This window comes from Mycobacterium sp. NGS59 (assembly GCF_059812345.1).
This window is the reverse complement of sequence record NZ_JCALCN010000032.1, coordinates 21,550-43,221: the sequence shown is the minus strand read 5'-3', so window position 1 is coordinate 43,221 and position 21,672 is coordinate 21,550. Positions and strand designations below refer to the sequence as shown.

Below are 21,672 nucleotides of genomic sequence, written 5' to 3'. Positions count from 1 at the left end.
CTGCTCGGCCGGAGCCTAGTTGATCAGCGGGTCGCGGGGCATGCCCAGGATCCGCTCGGCGATCTGGTTGCGGGTCACCTCCGAGGTGCCGCCGGCGATCGCCATGCCGCGTGCACCCATCACCATCCGGCCGGCCAGCGCGCCCGCGCCGTCCAGCAGCACGGTCTCGGGGCCGGCCAATGTCGTGGAGATGGCCGCACCCTCGATCATGTGATCGGCCAACTTCAGCTTGGTGACATTGCCTTCGGGTCCCGGCCCCGCGCCTTCCACGCTGCGGGCGGCGCGACGCAGATTCAGCAACCGCAAGGCATTCTCCTCGGCCAGGTAGCGACCCACGCGAAGAACTATGCCTGCCAACTCATCTGAGCGCTGCCGAGCAAGCTTCACCAACTCCGGCGCCAACGCCTCGTAGAACGAGCCGCTGCCGCCGATGCTGACGCGTTCGTTGCCCAGCGTCGCGCGCGCGACGGTCCAACCGGAGTTGGGCGCCCCGACCACATCCTCGTCGGGCACGAACAGGTCGTTGAAGAACACCTCGTTGAAGTCCGAACCGCCGGTGATCTGGCGCAGCGGCCGCACCTCGACCTCGGGGGCATTCATGTCGACGATCACCGCGGTGATGCCGGCGTGCTTGGGAGCCTCGGGATCGGTGCGCACGGTTGCCAGACCACGTGCGCAATAGTGGGCCCCGCTGGTCCACACCTTCTGGCCGTTGATCTTCCAGCCACCATCCACGCGGGTGGCCCGGGTCTTGACGGCCGCAGCGTCAGAACCGGCGTCCGGCTCGGAGAACAACTGGCACCAGATCTCGTCCTTGCGTAGCGCCTTCTCGACGAATCTCTCGATCTGCCAATCGGTTCCGTGCTGAATCAGCGTCAGGATGACCCAACCGGTGATGCCGTAGTCGGGGCGTTTGATACCGGCGGCGCGGAACTCCTCCTCGGTCACCAACTGCTCCACCGCGTCCGCGGCGCGGCCCCACGGCTTGGGCCAGTGCGGCATCACGTACCCGGTCGCGATCAGCTTGTCGCGTTGCGCCTCCTTGTCCAGGCCGGCGAGTTCGGTTGCGTCGGCACGGATTTGGGTACGCAGTTCTTCGGCCTCGGGCGGCAGGTCCAGGCTGTTGTCCCGCGCGACCCCGGCCGCCGTCAGATCGAACACATCCTGAGCCGGCCCGTCACCACCGAGCACCGCGGAAGTCACCAGCGCCCGGCGCAGATGCAGATGCGCGTCGTGCTCCCAGGTGAAGCCGATGCCGCCGTGCACCTGGATGTTGAGTTCGGCGTTGCGGGCGTAGGCGGGGAACGCCAGAGTGGCGGCGACGGCGGCGACGAGCCGGAATTGTTGCTCGTCTTCGGATTCCGCGCGCGCGGCGTCCCACACCGCTGCCAGCGCCGACTCGGCCGACACCAACATGTTCGCGCAATGATGCTTCACCGCTTGGAAAGTGGCGATGGTGCGGCCGAACTGCTTGCGCACCTTGGCATATTCCACGGCGGACTCGACGCAGTCGGTCGCCCCGCCCACTGCTTCGGCGGCCAGCAAGGTCCTGGCCCGGGCCAGCGTCGACGCCGCGGCGCCGGACAGGACGTCGTCGGCGCTCACCTTGACATTGTCGAGCCGCACGCGCCCGGACCGGCGGGTCGGGTCGAGGTTCTCCGGTACTTGCACCGACACCCCGTCGCGGTCGCGCTCCAGCACCAGGACGTCGTCACCGGCGGTGACCAGCAACAGCTCCGCCAGTCCGGCCCCCAGCACGATGCCGGCGTCGCCGTCGGCGACACCGTCGGACAACCGCACGCTGCCGCCCAATCCGATTGCCGCGGTGACACATCCGTCGAGGAGGCCGGGCAACAGTCGCGACTTCTGTTCGGCGCTACCGTCATTGGCGATCACCGCCGAGGCGATGACCGTGGGCACGAACGGACCGGGCGCCACCGCGCGGCCGAGTTCCTCGATCACCACGACGAGTTCGGGCAGGCCGTAGCCGGAACCACCGTGCTCCTCGGGGATATGCAGGCCGAGCCAACCGAGTTCGACGATGCCCTGCCAGAACGCCGGCCGTGCCTCCTCCGGCGCGTCCAGCAGCGAACGCGCAGCCGCGCGGGCCTTCTGCGAGGTGAGGAACCCGCGGGTCACCTCGGCGAGTTCGCGGTGGTCGTCGGTCAGTGCGATACCCATGCGGGCCCTCCTCGCGGCACGGCAGGAGCCCGCCCCGTCGCGGACTCCTGGAATTAGTTGAAGAGACTACTCACCGCCCGAGGAGGGCCGACGGGTCGCTACTTCGGTGCGAACCGCTGCCCGGCGTCGAGGCGCAGGCACTGTCCGTTGAGCATCGGGTTGTCGACGATGGCCGCGACCAGCTTGGCGTATTCCTCGGGTCGACCCAGTCGCTTGGGGAAGGCGGCGTCCTTGGTCAGGGCTGTCGCGAACTCGTCGGGAATGCCCTTGGTGAGGCCGGTCGCGAACAGGCTCGGCGCGATGGCCAGCACCCGGATCCCCAGCGAACCCAGGTCGCGTGCCATGGTCAGGCACATGCCCGCGATGCCCGCCTTGGCCGCGGTGTAGGCGACCTGCCCGATCTGGCCCTCGAAGGCGGCGATGGATGCGGTGTTGATGATGACTCCGCGCTCGTCGTCCTCGGGCTCGTTCTTGCTCATGTGCGCCGCGGCCAACCGACTGATGTTGAAGGTGCCGATCAGGTTGAGATCCACCACGGATTGGAAGGACTCGAGGTCGTGCGGTCCGGTCTTGGTCATGGTCCGCTTGGCGATGCCGCCACCGGCCGTGGTGACCGTGACGTGCAGGCCGCCGAGGTCGTCGACCGCGGCCTGCAGCGTCTGCTCGGTGCCGGCGAAGTCGGTGACATCGACGGGGTAGAACTTGCCGCCGATCCCCTCGGCGACCTCTTTGCCGTCCGAACCCTCGCGGTCGAACACCGCGACCTGCGCTCCCCGTTCGTGCAGCAGCTCGGCACTGGCCCGCCCCATGCCCGAAGCGCCGCCGATGACGACGACCTTCTTTCCGCTGATCTCCATCCAGACCTCCGTGTTCTCTAGGGTTGTCAGAATCCCTCGAATTTGTAACGTTACGAGGCACGCTAGCGGGTCCGTCCGCCGGGGTCTCGAGCACGGCACCGGTTCGGGCGATCAGCGACCCGAAGGCGGTCAGGAGGTCAATCGAGCCCACGGGGGCAGCGGCACGGACAACAACTCCGCTCCGCCCGGCGCGCTCAGGGCCAGCAGCGCAGTCGGAATGCGGTGCAAAGGAAGCACGAAGTCGGCGCAACCGGTGGCGATTGCGTTGGCCGGCATCCCGGGCGCCTTGGCCTCGGACGGTTCCTGAACCAGCACCCGGCCCCCGTTGGCTTTGACCGCCCGGCAGCCCTGGCTGCCGTCGGCCTGATACCCGGTCAGGATCACCGCGACCGTCGGGCCGGCGCCGGCCGCACTGGTCAACAGCGCGTCGACGGTGCCGGCCTTCGTTGCCGGCCGCAGCACCCATCGCCCGTCCGCGTCCATGCCGGCGGCGGTGGCTCCCGGCACCACGGTCACACCCGGGCGGTGGACGGGTGCCCCGTCCTTGGCGACCTGCACCGGCAAGTCTGTCTTGCGGGCGAGCACCGCCGCGAGCGGATCGTTCGTCGTTAGTTGCGGACGATGCTGCGCCGCCAGAATCGGCACCGGATACCACTTCGGCAGACCGGCCAGCACCGTGCCGAAGGCATCCATGCCGCCCAACGAGGCGGCAAGCACCACGAACGAGAACCCCGAGGTGGTGTGTCGGGTGGCGGACATACCGGAAAGCCTAGACCTTCTGTCCGCTGGCTGACATAAGTCGCGGCAACACGGGTAGTCCCCCGGGAATCCCGGGCGACAAGGAGTGAGACCAATGAGTCAAGACGGTTTCCGCCGCAACGCCATCCTGGCGCAACTGCCCGACGACGAATATGAGCGAATCGAGAAGCGGTTGCGATTCGAGCATTCGGAGATCAGACGGGAGGCCTACCGGCCGGACGAACCCATCGCCGAGATCTACTTCCCGTTGTCGTCGGTCTATTCGCTGATCGCGGTGGTCGACGGCCGAGGCGCCCTCGAGGTGGCGACCGTCGGTTACGAAGGCATGGTCGGGCTTCCGGTATTCCTGGGCGCTTCCAGCAGTCCACAATCCGCGTTCTGCCAGATCGCAGGCGACACTGCACGTCTCAGTGTTGCCGACTTCGGCCAAGTACTGGCGCGCGACGGCGCGCTGCATGCGCTGCTGAACCGCTTCACACAGGCCACCATGGTCCAGATCGCGCAGAACGTGGTCTGCAATCGCTCGCACGACACCGGAGCCCGCATGGCGCGCTGGCTGCTGACCACTCGCGACCGGGTCGCCAGCGAGAAGTTCTTCCTGACCCAGGAATTCCTCGCCCAGATGCTGGGAGTGCACCGACCCACCGTCTCCGAGACCGCGCAACGCCTCCAAGAGGCGGGGTTGATCCGTTACAGCCGCGGGTCGCTCTCCATCGAGGACCCAGAGCAACTCGGGCGAATTGCTTGTGAGTGTTACGGCATCGTCAAGGCGGAGTTCGACGCCATTACTCATTTCAACTGAGCCCAGCCGGTGCCGCCCTCTGTCGGTGCATCGTGCCAAGCTCGGCACCGTGCTCCTTCTGGACGTAGCAAGCACATCGCTCAACGTGGGCGGCACCTCGTCCCGGTTGACGAAGGTCGCCCACATCGCGGACCTGCTGCGACGGGCCGCGCCGGACGCCGAACTGGTCACCACCGTCGTGTCATGGCTGTCCGGTGAACTACGGCAGCGTCAGATCGGCGTCGGCTGGGCGTCGTTGCGCTCCCTGCCGCCGCCGGCTACGGAGCCGGTGCTGACCGTCGGCGAAGTCGATGCCACTTTCACCGAGATCGGCGCGGTGTCGGGCAAGGGGTCCCAGGCACGCCGCGCGGCGCTGATCGCCGGCTTGTTCGCCGCCGCCACCGAGACCGAACAGACCTTCCTGCTGCGACTGCTGGGCGGCGAACTGCGCCAGGGCGCGCTGGTCGGGATCATGACCGATGCCGTGGCCAAGGCGGCGGCGATGCCGGCCGCCACGGTGCAGCGGGCGGCGATGCTGGGTGGGGAGCTGGCGGCGGTCGCCGCCGCGGCGCTGAGCGGCGGCTCGTTGGAGGCGTTCACCTTGCGGGTGGGACGCCCGGTCGGGCCGATGCTGGCCCAAACCGCCACCGGCGTCGACGATGCACTCGAAAAGCACGGTGGCACAGCCATTTTCGAAGCCAAACTCGACGGTGCCCGCGTGCAGATCCACAGATCCGGAGCGACCGTCACCGTCTACACCCGCAGCCTCGACGACGTCACCGCCCGGCTGCCCGAGGTGGTCGAAGCCACCCTGGCCCTGCCGGTGAACGACCTGATCGCCGACGGGGAGGCGATCGCGCTGCGTCCGGACAACCGTCCGCACCGCTTCCAGGTCACCGCGTCACGCTTCGGGCGGTCCGTCGACGTCGAAGCGGCCCGCGCCAAGCAGCCGCTGTCGGTGTTCTTCTTCGACATCCTGCACCGCGACGGCGAGGACCTGCTCGACGCGCCGACCACCGACCGGCTGACGGCGCTGGACGCGCTGGTGCCCGCCTCGCAGCGAGTCGACCGGCTGGCCACGTCCGATCCCGCGGCCGCGACGGCGTTCCTGGAGGCGACGCTGGCCGCCGGACACGAAGGCGTGATGGCCAAGGCCCCGGGCGCGCCGTACCAGGCCGGGCGGCGCGGCGCCGGCTGGTTGAAGGTCAAACCGGTGCACACCCTCGACCTGGTGGTGCTGGCGGTGGAGTGGGGCTCGGGGCGCCGCCGCGGGAAGCTGTCCAACATCCATCTGGGCGCGCTGGACCCGACCACCGGCGGATTCGTCATGGTCGGAAAAACCTTCAAGGGCATGACCGATGCCATGTTGGACTGGCAGACAACCCGATTCACCGAGCTCGCCGTCGACGGCACCGACGGGTACGTCGTGCAACTCAGGCCCGAGCAGGTGGTCGAGATCGCTCTGGACGGGGTACAGGGGTCAACCCGCTACCCCGGTGGGGCGGCGCTGCGGTTCGCGCGGGTGCTGCGCTACCGCGACGACAAACGCCCCGACGAGGCCGACACCATCGACGCCGTCCGCGCGCTGTATTGACTACCGAGTGTGAAGATCACGACGGGACACGCCGATCGGACGTCGGTAGATTCACAGTCGCGAGACCTTCCGGGAGGAGTTCGCCGTGGCGGACCAGCAGATCAGCTACGTCCGCACCGAGCCCGGCCTACCGCCCGTCGCGATCGTTGACCGCTCCCCGATCACGTTGGGGCACAAGATCTTTTTCGGCGTCGTCGCGCTGATCGGGGCCGGAGCCTGGGCCGTCGTCGCGTTCGCGCGGGGCGAGACCGTGAACGCGGTGTGGTTGGTGGTGGCGGCGCTGTGCACCTATGTGATCGGCTACCGCTTCTACGCGCGGCTGGTCGAGATGAAGATCGTGTGCCCGCGCGACGACCATGCCACCCCGGCCGAAATCTTCGACGACGGAACAGATTACGTCCCGACCGACCGCCGCGTGGTGTTCGGACACCACTTCGCCGCGATCGCCGGCGCCGGTCCGCTGGTCGGTCCGGTGCTGGCCGCGCAGATGGGTTACCTGCCCAGCGCGATCTGGATCGTGCTGGGTGCGGTGCTGGCCGGCTGCGTGCAGGACTATCTGGTGTTGTGGATTTCCACCCGGCGCCGCGGAAGGTCGCTGGGACAGATGGTGCGCGACGAGCTGGGAGCAACCGCCGGGACGGCCGCGCTGGTCGGGGTGCCGATCATCGTCACGATCCTGATCGCGGTGCTGGCTCTGGTGGTGGTGCGAGCGCTTGCCAAGAGCCCGTGGGGTGTGTTCTCCATCGCCATGACCATCCCGATCGCCGTCTTCATGGGCTGCTACCTGCGTTTCCTGCGCCCGGGGCGAGTCGGCGAGGTGTCTGCGATCGGCGCCGGCCTGTTGCTGACGGCGGTAATAGCCGGCGATTGGGTCGCCAACACCGAGTGGGGCTCGGCATGGTTCACGCTGTCGCCGGTCACCCTGTGCTGGCTGCTGATCGGTTACGGATTCGCCGCTTCGGTGCTGCCGGTGTGGCTGCTGCTGGCCCCACGCGACTACCTGTCGACGTTCATGAAGGTCGGTACGGTCGCGTTGCTGGCGCTGGGCATCTGCATCGCCCACCCGACGATCGCCGCGCCGGCGGTCTCGCATTTCGCGACCCGCGGCAACGGTCCGGTGTTCGCCGGTTCCCTGTTTCCGTTCCTCTTCATCACCGTCGCCTGCGGAGCGCTGTCCGGCTTTCACGCGCTGATCTCCTCGGGCACCACGCCGAAGATGCTGGAGAAGGAAGGCCAGATGCGGCTCATCGGCTACGGCGGCATGATGACCGAATCCTTCGTCGCGGTGATGGCGCTGCTCACCGCGGTGATCCTGGACCAGCACCTGTATTTCACGCTCAATGCGCCCTCGGCTCAGACCCACGACACCGCCGCCGGGGCCGCGCGCTACGTCAACAGTCTCGGCCTGTCAGGCAGCCCGGCCACCGCGGCGCAGATCGACCAGGCGGCACACAGCGTCGGCGAGCAGTCCATCGTCTCGCGCACCGGCGGAGCCCCCACGCTGGCGTTCGGAATGTCGGAGATGCTGCACCGGGTGTTCGGCGGTAGCGGTCTCAAGGCGTTCTGGTACCACTTCGCGATCATGTTCGAGGCGCTGTTCATCCTGACCACTCTCGACGCCGGCACCCGCGTCGCACGCTTCATCGTTTCGGACGGTCTGGCTAATCTCGGAGGTCCGCTGCGGCGGATGCGTGATGCGAGCTGGCGTCCCGGCGCGTGGATCTGCAGCCTAGTGGTGGTCGCGGCCTGGGGCGGGATCCTGCTGCTCGGTGTCACCGACCCGCTCGGCGGCATCAACACGCTCTTTCCGCTGTTCGGTATCGCCAACCAGCTGCTCGCGGCCATCGCGCTCACGCTGATCACCGTCGTCGTCGTCAAGACGGGCCGATCGAAATGGGTGTGGATACCGGGGATTCCGCTGCTGTGGGATCTCGCCGTCACGCTGACCGCGTCCTGGCAGAAGATCTTCTCGTCCGATCCTGCCGTCGGCTACTGGACCCAGCATGCGCAGTACTCCGCCGCAAAACAGGCCGGCAAGTCGGCGTTCGGGTCGGCGTCCGATCCCCACCAGCTCGACGCCGTCATCAGGAACACCTTCATCCAGGGCACCCTGTCGATCGTCTTCGCGACCGTGGTCATAGTGATTTTCTTCGCCGGAGTCGCGGTGTCTTTCAACGCAATTCGGGGTTCCGGCAGGCCACTGAGCGAAGACGAACCGGTGAGTTCGAAGCGATTCGCACCCGCAAGCTTGATCGCGACCGCGGCAGAACGGGCCGTGCAACGGCAATGGGATGCACAGCCCGCGGCCCGTGACGCGCCGGATGCTGTGCCGAAGTAGCCGCGAGAATCCGCCGAGGCTCTAAACTCGGGCGGGATGAGAGTCGGTATCGACTTCGGAACCACGCACACCGTCGCCGCGATCGTCGACCGTGGAAATTACCCGGTCGTCGCCTTCGACGGCGTCGATACCTGGCCGTCCCTGATCGCCGCCAACACCGCCGGAGAACTGCGGTTCGGGCTGGACGCCGCGGCAGTCCGGCACGAACCCGACTGGGAAGTGCTGCGCTCGTTCAAACGGCTACTCAACGACGCGGGCCCGCAGACCCAGGTCAGCCTGGCCGGCCGCAGCTACCCGTTGGTCGAGTTGCTCACCGGTTTCCTGGCCCAGCTCAAACACGACCTGCTGCGCCGCTCCAACGCCGGCTTCGAGGGCGACGACACCGTCGAGGCCGCGATCAGCGTGCCCGCCAATGCCAGCAGCGCCCAGCGCTTCCTCACCCTGGATGCGTTCGTGGCGGCCGGTTTTCACGTCGTCGCGTTGTTGAACGAGCCGTCGGCCGCGGGTCTGGAATACGCTCACCGCTACCGCTCCAGCATCACCGCCAAACGCGAATACGTGCTCATCTACGACCTCGGCGGCGGCACCTTCGACGCCTCGCTGCTGAAGATGGCCGGCCACGTCAACGAGGTCGTCGTCAGTGAGGGCATCCAGCGACTCGGCGGTGACGACTTCGATGAGGCGATCGCGCAACTCGTCCTGGCCGGATCGAAGCTGCCACCCCTGGACGGCGCCGCCTATGAGCTGTTGCTGGAGGAGTGCGCCGCGCGCAAGGAGGCCGTCGGCCCGCAGACCCGCCGGTTCCTGGTCGACCTCGCCGTCGACGGAGTCGACCGGCCGCCGTTCTCCTGCGGGATCGACGACGTCTACGCGGCGTGTGCACCACTCGTGGCCGAGACCGCCGACCTGCTCTCGCGGGTCCTGCTCGATCCGGCCGGCGACGGCTGGGACGTGCCGTGGTCGGAGGTGGCCGGCATCTATGTGGTGGGCGGGGCGGGCAGCTTCCCTCTCGTCGCTCGCATGCTGCGTAGCAATTTCGGCGACAAACGGGTCAAGCGGTCGCCCCACCCGTTCGCGGCAACCGCGATCGGCCTCGCGGTCTTTCTGGATACCGATTCCGGTTTCGTTCTGTCCGAGCGCTTTTCGCGGCACTTCGGTGTGTTCCGGGAGGCCCGGGCCGGTGCCGACGTCGTGTTCGACCCGATCGTGCCCAAGGACGCCCCGCTTCCGGCCGACGGCCACTCGCCCTTGGTGGTCAACCGCAGCTATCGCGCGGCGCACAACATCGGGCATTTCCGGTTCGTCGAGTGCAGCCGTCTGGTCGACGGCCGTCCGGACGGCGACGTCACGCCGTATGATCCCGTCTTCTTCCCGTTCGATCCCGCGCTGCACGACCGGGACAACCTCGGGCACCAGCCGGTCGACCGCTGGAGCGACGGACCCGACGTCGAGGAGCGTTACGTCGTCGCTCCCAGCGGAGCCGTCGAGGTGACCGTCACCACCCGGCCGACCGGCTACAGGCGGACCTTCCGGCTGGAAAGGCGGGCCGCGGCCAGGCTGTGAACCCTCCCGCTGAGTCGGTACGCCGCTGGGTAGTTTCAGAAAGATGGTGGACATCGACCTGGAGGACCTTTCCACTCCCGAACACGGCTACACCGTCGACGGCGACGAGGACGACGACCCGGTACTGCTGGACCGCGACGGGAATCCGGTCAGCACCTGGCGGGAGCGCTATCCGTACGACGAGCGCATGTCACGTGACGAGTACGAGTGGCTCAAGCGACGCCTGCAGATCGAACTGCTGAAGCTGCAGAACCACAGCCGGCGAACCGGCGACCGGCACCTCATCTTGTTCGAAGGGCGGGACGCGGCCGGCAAGGGCGGCACCATCCAGCGGTTCATGGAGCATCTCAACCCGCGGACCGCCCGGGTCGTCGCGCTGGAGAAACCGAGCGAGCGGGAAAAAACCCAGTGGTACTTCCAGCGCTACGTCACCCACTTGCCGGCAGCCGGCGAAATCGTCCTGTTCGACCGGTCCTGGTACAACCGCGCCGGCGTCGAGAAGGTGATGGGCTTCTGCACCGCCGAGCAGCACGCCGAATTCATGAAGCAGGCACCGCCGTTCGAGCAGATGCTGGTCGACGACGGGATCAGCCTGACCAAGCTGTGGTTCTCGGTGTCCCCGGCCGAGCAACGCACCCGGTTCGCAATCCGGCTCGCCGACCCGGTCAAGCAGTGGAAGTTCTCGCCGATGGACATCGAAGCCGTCCGCCGATGGGAGCAGTACACCGCGGCCAAAGAGGAGATGTTCGACGCGACCGACACCGACTTCGCCCCGTGGGTGGTGGTCAAGAGCAACGACAAGAAACGCGCCCGCATCAACGCGATGCGTCATTTCCTGGCCAAGTTCGACTACGAGGACAAAGACCACGACCTGGTCGGCGAGCCCGATCCGCTGATCGTCGGCCGAGCCCTGGCGGACTAACGCGGCTGTCACGTTGCAGTCCCGTGAGGGGCCCCAAAATGTACGGCGCAGCGCCACTTTTCTGGCATTTTGCGGACTCTCGTGGAGGCGCCAGGCGGCAGACACGCACTAACGCAGAAGAATAGAATTCCCCGAATTGGGTAATAGCGTTCTCACGGAGGGAGTTCTGCCATGACACAGCCAACTGTTATCGACGTCGGCACCGAACTGCCGGAGCACGTGCATGGTGCTGCCGATCCCCGCTTCTCCTGCGCGGTTCACACCTTCGCCAAGTTGTTCAACGGCGATCCACGCTTCGGCGGCGGATCACTGGCTGTCTACGTCGACGGCGAGCCGGTCGTCGACATCTGGACGGGCTGGTCGGACCGCGAGGGCGAAGTCCCCTGGACCGCCGATACCGGCGCGATGGTCTTCTCGGCAAGCAAAGGCGTCGCCGCCACCGTGCTGCACCGGCTGGTCGACCGCGGGCAGTTGGCCTACGACAAGCCGGTCGCTCAGTACTGGCCGGAGTTCGGCGCCAACGGCAAATCCCAGATCACCGTCCGCGACATGTTGGGGCACAGATCCGGTCTGTCTCACCTCAAGGGCGTGAGCAAGGAACAACTGCTCGACCACCAGCTGATGGAGGAGCGCCTCGCGGCCGCGCCCGTGGACCGCCACGCCGGACGCGCCGCGTATCACGCGTTCACCTACGGCTGGTTGACCTCGGGCCTGGCCCGCGCCATCACCGGCAAGAGCATGCGCGAGCTGTTCCGTAGCGAGATCGCGCAGACCCTGGACACCGACGGTCTGCACCTGGGGCGGCCGCCCGCCGACGCACCCACCAAGGCCGCGCAGATCATGTTTCCGCAGACGACCCGCGCCAATCCCTTGTTCGACCGGCTGGCGCCATGGTTGTCGGAGCTCCCGGTGGCCGGCGGCCTGGGCGCGATCTACGTTCCGGGCATCACGTCGCTGATTCAGGGTGACACTCCCCTGCTCGACGGCGAGATCCCGTCGGTGAACGCTGTGGTCACCGCGCGCGGCCTGGCCAGGATGTACGGGGCGCTGGCCAACGACGGCCGCATCGACGAAACAGAGCTCCTGTCAACGGAATTGGCGCGCGATCTGTTGGGTAAGACCAGTTTGCGACCGGATCTGAATCTGGTGGTACCGATGTCGTTTCACCTCGGCTACCACGGTTCCCCGGTGCCCGGGCTACTGCGCGGCTATGGACACGCCGGCCTCGGCGGCACCATCGGTTGGGCCGACCCGGTCACCAAGAGTTCGTTCGCTTTCGTGCACAACCGGTTGATCACGCCGATCCTGCTGGATCAGATCCTGTTCGTACCGCTCATCCTGCCGATTCGGCGCGCCGCGGCGGCCGCGCACAACGACGGGTTCACCCCGGTTGCGCACCTGGGCGCGTCCTACACGTAGCTCACACGGCCCTCGTGGAACCGACGTAGGACAGCACCACGTCGGATTCGTCGGTGATGCGGGTCAGGGTCGAATACGAGCGGACGAATGACTGCCCGACGCATCCGTCGATCTTCATGTGGAATTCGTTGATCATGATCCACGGGTTGGCGCTTCGGAATTCTTTGCGGACGACGGGCACTACCACGACGAATCCGGGTTTGAGACCGACGCTGACCACGCCGTTGTACTGCGCGCTCACCAACGGGAGAAGTTGAAACGGCTCACCGGGGCCGAACGGTACCACCGCGCCGAGCGAAGGACCGCCACCGCCGCCGTTGGCCGTCGTGACGCCGTTGGCTGTGCTCATGTCGATTCCGCAGCCGATCTCATACCCCACTTCGAGAACGCCATGCGGAGTTTCCGGTCCGGCCAGGGATGCGACGAAGATTCCGCTGGACAGGTATTCGCGAGACGACGCCGCGGTGGTCAGCGGCGCTACCGGAACGTGTCTTTCGTCTCTGGCGCCGAGCGCCAGAATCCAACCGTCAGGGGTGGTCACTCGGGCGGGCGTGCCCGGCGGCACCGCGCCGTCGGCTGACGTCACGGCGCCAACCGGCTGCGACTCGGGATCGGCAGTCGCCAGCGGTGGCGTCGTCGACAGCGTGAGACAGGCAGCGAGAACCGCAGCACGACGAATGACCGCGGACATCGTCCCCACGGGCTACACGGTATGCACCTCGCCGGTCAACCAAACCGCCCGCCGGTTGACTCGAGCGGAGTTGTTGCGCGTTTGTAGCCGGTTTGCGACGCAGACTCGGCAAGCTCGGATCGCACGTCCGTTGGCGGGTACGCTGGACCACGGCCCATGATTCGCGCCAGAAAGCAGAGAGGGCGACTAATGAGCCTCCGAAAATTTGCTGCGGGACTCGCCGCCGGCCTGATGACAGTTGCCGCCCTGGTCGGTGGCAGCGGTGTCGCCAGTGCCGATCCAGAGGATACGACCCCACCGTTGGTCGAAGACTATTTGATCATCATCAATCCGGGCCTGACTCAAGACTTCCGTGCCACGGATACGCCCAACAACTTCGGCGTACCCGGCGCCAAGGACTGGACCGGTAGCGGAATGTTTTGCCAGAATCGCACCGTGAAGTGCCAGAAGATGGGCTTCTAGGGCCGCGTCCGGGCTATCGGTTGGCGGGCAACACTTTTCGTAGTTTCGAGAGGACATCGATTTGTCCACCTGGCTGATCACGGGCTGCTCGACGGGACTCGGCCGCGCGCTTGCCGAGGCGGTTATCGACGCCGGCCACAACACCGTCGTCACTGCCCGCGACGTAGACAGCATCACCGAGCTTGCCGACGCCACGCCCGACCGGGTATTGGCGCTGGCTTTGGACGTCACCGAACCCGAGCAGATCGCCGCGGCCCTGCAGCAGGCTGAGGAGCGCTTCGACAGCGTCGACGTGCTGGTCAACAACGCCGGCTACGGGTACCGCTCCGCGGTCGAAGAGGGCGAGGACGACGCGGTGCGCGCCCTGTTCGAAACACACTTCTTCGGCACCGTCGCCATGATCAAGGCTGTGTTGCCCGGCATGCGGGAGCGCCGCTCCGGCGCGATCGTGAACATCTCCTCGATCGGCGTGCAGTTGACGCCGGTCGGCTCGGGCTACTACTGCGCGGCCAAAGCCGCCGTCGAAGGGATGAGCGGAGCGCTGCACGCCGAGGTTGCACCACTCGGCATTTCGGTCACCGTCATCGAACCCGGCGCTTTCCGCACCGATTTCGCCGGCCGCTCGCTAATGCAGACGTCCACGGTCATCGAGGATTACGCCGACACCGCGGGACGTAGGCGCAAGGAGAACGACACCATGCACGGCGCCCAGGTCGGCGACCCGGTCAAGGCCGGCGCGGCGATCGTGGCGGCGGTCGAAGCCGACGAACCGCCGGCGTTCCTGCTGCTGGGCCAGGACGCGCTGTTCTCGTATCGCTTCATCGCCGACCGGCGCGCGAAAGAGATCTCGACGTGGGAACAAACCACCACCAGCACCGACCTCGACGCTTGACCGAACTCGTTACCGGCGTTGCCTTTTCGCGGAAAGCAGCGCGTCGACCGAGTAACGACCCGGGCCCATGAAGACCAGCAGGAAGAACCCGAAGCAGAACAGGATCGACGGGGTCCCGCCGTTGCCGCCCGGCGGGTCACCGAGCGGCCACAGCGAACGGGGTTGGTGCATCCAGAAATACGCCACCGCCATCGTGCCGGAGGCGAAGAACGCGGCGAGGCGGGTGAACAGGCCGGCGGCGACCAACAGACCCGTCACGAACTCGATCAGTCCGGCATACCACACCGGCCAGTCGCCCACATCCGTGTGATGTCCGGAAGAGACGGGCCAGCCGAACAGGATCATCGAGCCGAAGCCGGCGAACAGCAGGCCGTACACCAGCCGAAACAGGCTCAGCACTGCCGGCGAATAGCCGACCACGCGGTGAGTCAGGTTCTTCGTCATGCACCTACGGTACGAGTCCGTCGTGTAGATAGGGATTCATGCTCGCCTATCTCTTTCTGTTCGTCGCCATCTTCGCCGAGGTCGGGGCGACCAGTCTGCTCAAGAGCACCGACGGTTTCACCCGTCTGTGGCCGACCCTGGCCTGCCTGGTGGGCTACGCGATTTCGTTTGCGCTGCTGTCGCTTTCGATTTCGCGGGGTATGCAGACCGATGTCGCCTATGCGCTGTGGTCGGCGATCGGCACTGCGGCCATCGTGCTGATCGCGGTGATGTTTCTGGGTTCACCGATCTCGGTGGCGAAGGTGGCGGGCGTCGTGTTGATCGTCGCCGGTGTGATCACGCTGAACGTGTCGGGCGCTCATTGACCCGACGTGGCACCGTGCCTTCCGCAGCTGATCGGCGCATCGCCGAAACTGAACACAGGGCGGTTTTCGGGCCGATCTGCCGCCCACGAATCAGACTCGGCGACGTTGTGGGGGCTCCCGTTCCACCATAACCCGGGACCGGGGGCTTGCGACAAGGCCGGGGTGATGCCGCACAATCGCTGGCCGAGCCATCGACGAGGGGACGCGCATTGCAGGACCGGGAGACGACATACCGAGACGAACTGCGGTCGGAGCAGACCTACGTCGACAGCTTGTATGCACGGCTGGACGACGAACGTGCGCGCGCCAGGGCCAGATACAGTGCCGCGCTGGGAGCCGAGGGCGAGCCCATGGACCGTGATGTCGAGTTGCGCGCGCTGGCCAAGCGGACCAAGCGACTCGACGTCGCCGACGACGGCCTCTGTTTCGGGAGGTTGGACGACGTCTCGGGGAAGCGCTCCTACGTCGGTCGCATCGGCCTGTTCGACGAGAACGACGAATACGAACCGTTGTTGCTCGACTGGCGCGCTCCGGCGGCGCGAGCGTTCTACACCGCCACCGCGGCGAATCCGGAGGGCATGCGGCTGCGTCGTCAGTTCCGCACCCGCGGCCGCCGGGTGGTCGATTACACCGACGAGGTACTCGGCCGGCCCGGATCGCCAACAGTCGACGGTGCGCGCGGAACCTCAAGCGACGCAGCATTACTCGCGGCCATCAACGCACCGCGCGGCGCCGGGATGCGCGACATCGTGGCCACGATCCAAGCCGAGCAGGACGAGATCATCCGACTCGACCACTCCGGCGTCCTGGTCATCGAGGGTGGTCCGGGCACCGGCAAGACGGTGGTGGCACTGCACCGCGTTGCCTACCTGCTGTACACGCAGCGGGAACGGATGGAGCGTCACGGTGTGCTGGTGATCGGGCCCAGCCCGGCCTTCCTGGACCACGTCAGTCAGGTGCTGCCGTCGCTCGGCGAGTCCACGGTGGTGTTCATGACCGCCGGCGACCTGGTGCCCGGTCTGCGGGTGACCGCTGAGGACTCCCCGGACGCCGGGCGCCTGAAGGGCTCGCTACAGATCCTCGACGTGCTCGCCACCGCGATTTCCCAGCGGCAGGGTCTGCCGCAGGAACCGTTGCCGATCAAGCTGTCCGACGTCACGGTGCGCATCGACGCCGAGACGGCGCAGTGGGCCCGGGAGGAGGCGCGTGCAACCAAACTGCCGCACAACGAGGCCCGCGCGGCGTTCACCGATGTGATCACCTGGGTGTTGACCGAGCGGGCGATCGCCAAGATCGGCCGCGGCTGGTTGTCCCGGTCGGACACCGGTGCGTGGGAAGCGTTGCGGGAGGACCTGATCGAGGAACTCGCCGACAGCGCCGCGTTCGCCGCCGCGCTCGACGAGCTCTGGCCGATCCTGACACCCGAAGAACTGTTGGCGTCGTTGCTGGAATCCCCCGACATGCTGCGCGCAGCGGGTGCCGATGCGGCGTTGTTGCGTGATGTCGGCGACGCCTGGACGGTGTCGGACGTGCCGCTGCTCGACGAACTGACCGACCTGTTGGGCATCGACAAGGTGGCTGCCGAGCGCGCTCGACGGGTCGCCGAACAGGAGCAGCGCGAGGAGGCCGCGTACGCCGCCGGGGTACTCGATCTGATGGTCAGCCGCGAGGATCTGATGGACGACGAGGACCAGCTGCTGGCCCAGGACCTGCTTTACGGGGAGGATCTGGCCGAACGGTTCGTCGAACGCGACCTGCGTGAACTGGCCGAACGCGCTGCGGCGGACCGTAATTGGACCTACCGGCACGTCGTGGTCGACGAAGCCCAAGAGTTGTCCGAAATGGATTGGCGGGTGCTGATGCGACGCTGCCCGGCGCGGTCGTTCACCGTGGTCGGCGATCTGGCGCAGCGCCGCTCCGCTGCCGGCGCGACATCGTGGACACAAATGCTGGACCCTTACGTACCCGGCCGGTGGGTGTACCGGTCGCTGTCGATGAACTACCGGACTCCAGCAGAGATCATGACCGTCGCCGCCGCACTGCTCGCACAGTTCGCACCCGACATCGCGCCGCCGGAGTCGGTCCGCTCTTGCGGCATACCACCCTGGTCCAGGCAGGTCAGGGAGGACGAACTAGCTTCTGCCGTCGACGATTTCGTCCGGAGCGAGGCGGACCGCGACGGCACCAGCGTGGTGATCGGTCCGCCCGGCGTGCCGGGCGCGGTGATCCCGTCGGCGTCGAAGGGTCTGGAATTCGACGCCGTTCTCGTGGTGGACCCGCAGCGAATTCTCGCCGAGGGTCCGCGGGGGGCGGCCGAACTCTACGTCGCCCTCACCCGCGCCACTCAGCGTCTGGGGATCGTGCATCAGGACCCGTTGCCGCGGGCCCTGCGCGGGCTGGTCGCAGCAGCGGACGCGTCATAAGACGTGATGTGGCGTTCACGTTTCGGACGGCAATAACCCGCCGGTTGTGCAAACATCGCTGCCAGGCTGACTTTCTGCCCGGCGCCGGGTAGGTGGGTGCGCTGATTTTCTCGAGCGAAGGGACTCGAAATGACCGATCTCGACCGCAGACCCTCCGACGAGGTGCCCGCCGCGCGCTCAGAGTTGATCGAGTACTCGCGCACCGGTATGGGCGCGGCGGCGCTGCAGCGCGCCATCGCCGACCACCTGCGTTATTCGATCGGCCGCCCCGCCGCCGCTCTGCGGCCCGAGCACTACTACCGCGCACTCGCTTTGGCCGTACGCGACCGCATGCAGGACCGTCGGGTGGCTTCCACGCAGGTCTCGCTCGACCTCGGCCGCAAGGTCACCTGTTATCTGTCGGCGGAGTTCCTGATGGGGCCGCAACTGGGTAACAATCTGCTGAATCTGCGCATGGAGCGGGCGGCCAAGTCCGCGCTGTCGGCGATGGGCCAGAACTACGACGAGGTGCTGGCGTGCGAGGAGGAGCCCGGCCTGGGCAACGGCGGCCTGGGCCGCCTGGCCGCCTGCTACCTGGACTCGCTGGCCACCCTCGAGCGTCCGGCGATCGGCTACGGCATCCGCTACGAGTTCGGCATCTTCGACCAGGAGATCCACGACGGCTGGCAGGTGGAGCAGACCGACAACTGGCTGGACAGCGGAAACCCTTGGGAGATAGCCAAACCCGACGTCAACTACCTGGTCAAGTGGGCCGGTCACGTCGAGCACTACACCGACGACACCGGCCGCGACCACGCCCGCTGGGTGCCGGGCCTGCTGCTTAAAGGCGTCGCATACGACACGCCCATCCAGGGCTACGGCGTCAACACCTGCAACGTGCTGACCTTGTGGAGCGCGCGTGCGGTCAAGTCGTTTGCGTTGGATGCCTTCAACACCGGCGATTACTACAAGGCGGTCGAGGACGAAGTCACCTCCGAGACGGTCACCAAGGTGCTGTACCCCAACGACGAGCCGGAGGCCGGCAAACGGCTACGCCTGCTGCAGCAGCACTTCTTCGTGTCCTGCTCGCTGCAACACGTCTTGCACATCATGGACGATCTGGCCGACGTCTCCGTCCGTGAGTTACCGCAACGATTTGCCTTGCAGCTCAACGATACTCACCCGTCGATCGGCGTCGCAGAATTGATGCGGCTACTGATCGACGAGCGCCAACTGGAATGGGAGGAGGCGTGGCAGATCACCGTCGCGACCTTCGCCTACACCAACCACACCCTGTTGCCGGAGGCGCTGGAGACCTGGCCGCTGGAGATCTTCGGCCAGTCGTTGCCCCGCCACCTGGAGATCATCTACGAGATCAACCGCCGGTTCCTCGACGAGGTACGCATCAAGTTCCTCGGCGACGCGGACCGGGTGCGCAGGATGTCGATCATCGGTGAAAATCACGGCAAGCACGTCCGGATGGCCCACCTCGCCACCGTGGGCAGCCACGCCGTCAACGGCGTCGCCGCGCTGCACTCGGAACTACTGAAAGACAGTGTGCTCAAAGACTTCTACGAGATGTGGCCGGAGCGGTTCAGCAACAAGACCAACGGCGTGACACCGCGCCGCTTCCTGGCGCTGGCCAACCCCGGGCTGCGAGAACTGCTGGACCGCACCATCGGCGAGGGCTGGCTCAAGGACCTCGACCAGTTGCGCGGGTTGGAACAGTTCGCCGACAAACCCGCGTTCCGGGAACAGTGGCGGGACATCAAGCGCGCCAACAAGGCTCGTCTCGCCGCGTTCATCCGGTCAGCGACCGGCGTGGAGCTCAACCCGGAGTGGATATTCGACATCCAGGTCAAGCGCATCCACGAGTACAAGCGCCAGCATCTCAACGTCCTGCACATCATCGCGCTCTATTACCGGCTCAAGCAGAACCCTGGACTCGCGATTCCGCCGCGGGCGTTCATCTTCGGCGGCAAGGCGGCTCCGGGATACTTCCTGGCCAAACGGATCATCAAGCTGATCAACGCCGTCGCCGAGACGATCAACAACGACCCGGAGGTCAACAAGTTCCTCAAGGTGGCGTTCATCCCGAACTTCAACGTTCAGAACGCGCACTTGATCTATCCGGCCGCCAATGTGTCCGAGCAGATCTCCACGGCCGGCAAGGAGGCCTCGGGCACCGGGAACATGAAGTTCATGATCAACGGCGCCCTGACCGTCGGCACGCTCGACGGGGCCAACGTCGAGATCCGCGAGGAGGCCGGTGCGGAGAACTTCTTCCTGTTCGGTCTGACCGTGCAGGAGGTCGAGGCGCTCAAGGCCGGCGGCTACCGGCCGGCGGATTACATCGACAGCAACGAAGAACTCAGCGCGGTGCTGGATCTCATCGACAGCGGGATGTTCTCACACGGCGACCCCGAGGTGTTCCGCCCGCTGGTGGACAACCTGCGTTACCACGACTCTTTCCTGGTGTGCGCCGATTTCGCGTCGTACGTGGAGTGCCAGGAGCGTGTCAGCGCGGCCTGGCAGGACCGGGACGCGTGGACGAAGATGTCGATCCTCAATACCGCACGCAGCGGCAAGTTCTCGTCCGACCGCGCGATCGCCGAGTACTGCGACGACATCTGGAAGGTCTGGCCGCTGACGGTGAAGATCTGACGCGGCGCGCCGAAAACCGTTAGCGCAGAAGCACTTCAGCCGATCTCGTGTGTGACGAATACCGACACGTAGCCGATCGGGATGCCGGTCCGGCTGGCGATGCACCTGCGTGCCGCCAATTCCACCGCGGTGCGGTGGGCGGCGTAGGCGACCCCGCCGACCTCCGGTATCCGGATCGTCCATCCGTCTGCTTCACGGATGATCTCGATGTCGAAGCACTGACCGACCGTTACGCAATTCGTACGCGAGGCACGAACCCTGCGCACCGAATGCGGGCGCCGCAGAGTGGGCTGAAGAGGCATGGGTGTGTTCCTGAGTCGATGACGGACCGCGCGCAAGAGTAATCCGATTCGCCGGCAATACCTAATCGAACCGCCCTACCCGGTCTGCGACTCCAATTCGGCGATGCGATCGGCCAGGGCCAGGATGCGCTGGGCGTCGCGCACGTGCAGGCTCTCGATCATCCGGCCGTCGACGGTGATGACGCTCTCACCGGCGGCCTGCGCCTGCTCATAGGCCTCGACGATCTTGTGGGCGTCGGCCACTTCGGCGTCTGAGGGTCCGAAAATCTCGTTGGCGGGACCGACCTGCGACGGGTGGATCAGGGTCTTACCGTCGAATCCCAGCTCGCGGCCCTGCCGCGCCTCGGCCTTGAATCCTTCTTCGTCCTTGATGGCGTTGAACACGCCGTCCAGCACGACTTTTCCGCCGGCACGCGCGCCCAGCACGGCCATGGTCAATGCGGGCAGCACGGGGGTGCGCCCGGCCACATGCAGACCGTGCAGCTCGTTGACCAGGTCGTTGGTGCCGACCACCAGGGCAGTCAGGCGCTCGCTGGCCGAGGCGACCTCCTCCATCCGCAGAAAAGCCCGGGGGGTCTCCACCATCACCCACAGCTGCAAGGATTTCGGTGCACCCAACTCGTCCAGGCGGGCGGCCAAACCTCGGACCTGTTGGCCTGTCTCGACTTTCGGCACCAACACCCCGTCGGCGCCTGACTCGGCAACGGCGACGAAATCGTCGTCGTGCCAGTCGGTCTCGAGGCCGTTGACGCGCACCACGACTTCACGGGGCCGGTACTGCTTGGACGCCACGGCGGTGCAGACCTTGCGCCGTGAGTCGGCTTTCGCGTCGGGCCCGACGGCGTCCTCGAGGTCGAAGATCAGGACGTCGGCCGGAAGCGACTTGCCTTTCTCCAGCGCCCGGGCGTTGTTGCCGGGCAGGTAGAGGGCGGATCGGCGCGGGCGCAGCGTCGGCGCCATGAGTTCAATCGCTTTCTGTCGTCATAGCGGGGGGCATCAGTAGCGTAAGGCAAGCTGTAAGACCACATCCCGCGCG

Annotated in this window: 18 protein-coding genes; 11 read left to right on the top strand and 7 right to left on the bottom strand. The window is 66.6% G+C overall.

Annotated elements, in window-relative coordinates; genetic code table 11:
• Positions 1-15 precede the first annotated feature (15 nt).
• From AC5Y46_RS23715 to AC5Y46_RS23705, 3 genes are all read right to left on the bottom strand, one after another.
• Positions 16-2,181 carry an acyl-CoA dehydrogenase family protein gene (locus tag AC5Y46_RS23715; protein ID WP_499946120.1) on the bottom strand — a complete coding sequence of 722 codons (2,166 nt, stop codon included), beginning with the start codon at positions 2,179-2,181 and terminating at the stop codon, positions 16-18.
• Positions 2,182-2,279: 98 nt separating this feature from the next.
• Positions 2,280-3,038 (bottom strand): SDR family NAD(P)-dependent oxidoreductase, encoded by a 759-nt coding sequence (locus tag AC5Y46_RS23710; protein WP_499946119.1) that lies wholly within the window; start codon positions 3,036-3,038, stop codon positions 2,280-2,282.
• Positions 3,039-3,167: 129 nt separating this feature from the next.
• Complete coding sequence (locus AC5Y46_RS23705; RefSeq protein WP_499946118.1) at positions 3,168-3,797, bottom strand: chemotaxis protein CheB; 630 nt, start codon at positions 3,795-3,797, stop codon at positions 3,168-3,170.
• Positions 3,798-3,891: 94 nt separating this feature from the next.
• Between AC5Y46_RS23705 and AC5Y46_RS23700 the strand changes: the two genes are divergently transcribed.
• The 6 genes from AC5Y46_RS23700 to lipL all read left to right on the top strand — a co-directional run bounded on the left by AC5Y46_RS23700 (position 3,892) and on the right by lipL (position 12,414).
• Positions 3,892-4,599 (top strand): Crp/Fnr family transcriptional regulator, encoded by a 708-nt coding sequence (locus AC5Y46_RS23700; RefSeq protein ID WP_499946117.1) that lies wholly within the window; start codon positions 3,892-3,894, stop codon positions 4,597-4,599.
• A 49-nt stretch (positions 4,600-4,648) separates the two neighbouring features.
• Complete coding sequence (locus AC5Y46_RS23695) at positions 4,649-6,172, top strand: ATP-dependent DNA ligase (protein WP_499946116.1); 1,524 nt, start codon at positions 4,649-4,651, stop codon at positions 6,170-6,172.
• 85 nt (positions 6,173-6,257) lie between these two features.
• A complete protein-coding gene (locus tag AC5Y46_RS23690) occupies positions 6,258-8,510 on the top strand; it encodes a carbon starvation CstA family protein (RefSeq protein ID WP_499946115.1) in 2,253 nt (750 codons plus the stop codon).
• Positions 8,511-8,546: 36 nt separating this feature from the next.
• Positions 8,547-10,073: an Hsp70 family protein gene (locus AC5Y46_RS23685; protein WP_499946114.1), complete on the top strand. Its 1,527-nt coding sequence runs from the start codon at positions 8,547-8,549 to the stop codon at positions 10,071-10,073.
• A 43-nt stretch (positions 10,074-10,116) separates the two neighbouring features.
• Positions 10,117-10,995, top strand: a complete 879-nt coding sequence (ppk2, locus tag AC5Y46_RS23680; protein ID WP_499946113.1) for a polyphosphate kinase 2 — start codon at positions 10,117-10,119, stop codon at positions 10,993-10,995.
• A 171-nt stretch (positions 10,996-11,166) separates the two neighbouring features.
• Complete coding sequence (gene lipL, locus AC5Y46_RS23675) at positions 11,167-12,414, top strand: esterase/beta-lactamase LipL (protein WP_499946112.1); 1,248 nt, start codon at positions 11,167-11,169, stop codon at positions 12,412-12,414.
• Between the two features lies 1 nt (position 12,415).
• On the opposite strand, the gene AC5Y46_RS23670 is transcribed toward lipL, so the two are convergent.
• Positions 12,416-13,105 carry an MspA family porin gene (locus tag AC5Y46_RS23670; protein ID WP_499946151.1) on the bottom strand — a complete coding sequence of 230 codons (690 nt, stop codon included), beginning with the start codon at positions 13,103-13,105 and terminating at the stop codon, positions 12,416-12,418.
• Positions 13,106-13,294: 189 nt separating this feature from the next.
• On the opposite strand from AC5Y46_RS23670, the gene AC5Y46_RS23665 reads away from it, so the two are divergent.
• Together AC5Y46_RS23665 and AC5Y46_RS23660 are read left to right on the top strand one after the other, a co-directional pair.
• Positions 13,295-13,567, top strand: a complete 273-nt coding sequence (locus AC5Y46_RS23665; protein ID WP_499946111.1) for a hypothetical protein — start codon at positions 13,295-13,297, stop codon at positions 13,565-13,567.
• Between the two features lie 61 nt (positions 13,568-13,628).
• Entirely contained in the window at positions 13,629-14,459 is an 831-nt protein-coding gene (locus tag AC5Y46_RS23660; protein WP_499946110.1) for an oxidoreductase, read from the top strand.
• A gap of 9 nt (positions 14,460-14,468) precedes the next feature.
• Here the strand turns inward: AC5Y46_RS23660 and AC5Y46_RS23655 are convergent, their stop codons facing one another.
• Complete coding sequence (locus AC5Y46_RS23655; protein ID WP_499946109.1) at positions 14,469-14,903, bottom strand: DoxX family protein; 435 nt, start codon at positions 14,901-14,903, stop codon at positions 14,469-14,471.
• Between the two features lie 38 nt (positions 14,904-14,941).
• On the opposite strand from AC5Y46_RS23655, the gene AC5Y46_RS23650 reads away from it, so the two are divergent.
• From AC5Y46_RS23650 to AC5Y46_RS23640, 3 genes are all read left to right on the top strand, one after another.
• Positions 14,942-15,268: a DMT family transporter gene (locus AC5Y46_RS23650; protein WP_499946108.1), complete on the top strand. Its 327-nt coding sequence runs from the start codon at positions 14,942-14,944 to the stop codon at positions 15,266-15,268.
• A gap of 209 nt (positions 15,269-15,477) precedes the next feature.
• Positions 15,478-17,691, top strand: a complete 2,214-nt coding sequence (gene helR / locus AC5Y46_RS23645; RefSeq protein ID WP_499946107.1) for an RNA polymerase recycling motor ATPase HelR — start codon at positions 15,478-15,480, stop codon at positions 17,689-17,691.
• Positions 17,692-17,820: 129 nt separating this feature from the next.
• A complete protein-coding gene (locus tag AC5Y46_RS23640; protein WP_499946106.1) occupies positions 17,821-20,334 on the top strand; it encodes a glycogen/starch/alpha-glucan phosphorylase in 2,514 nt (837 codons plus the stop codon).
• Positions 20,335-20,369: 35 nt separating this feature from the next.
• On the opposite strand, the gene AC5Y46_RS23635 is transcribed toward AC5Y46_RS23640, so the two are convergent.
• Both AC5Y46_RS23635 and AC5Y46_RS23630 read right to left on the bottom strand, forming a co-directional pair.
• Positions 20,370-20,600, bottom strand: coding sequence for a long chain fatty acid-CoA synthetase Faa4p (locus tag AC5Y46_RS23635; RefSeq protein ID WP_499946150.1), 231 nt, complete (start codon positions 20,598-20,600; stop codon positions 20,370-20,372).
• Positions 20,601-20,711: 111 nt separating this feature from the next.
• Positions 20,712-21,596 (bottom strand): HpcH/HpaI aldolase/citrate lyase family protein, encoded by an 885-nt coding sequence (locus tag AC5Y46_RS23630; RefSeq protein WP_499946105.1) that lies wholly within the window; start codon positions 21,594-21,596, stop codon positions 20,712-20,714.
• Positions 21,597-21,672: the final 76 nt, after the last annotated feature.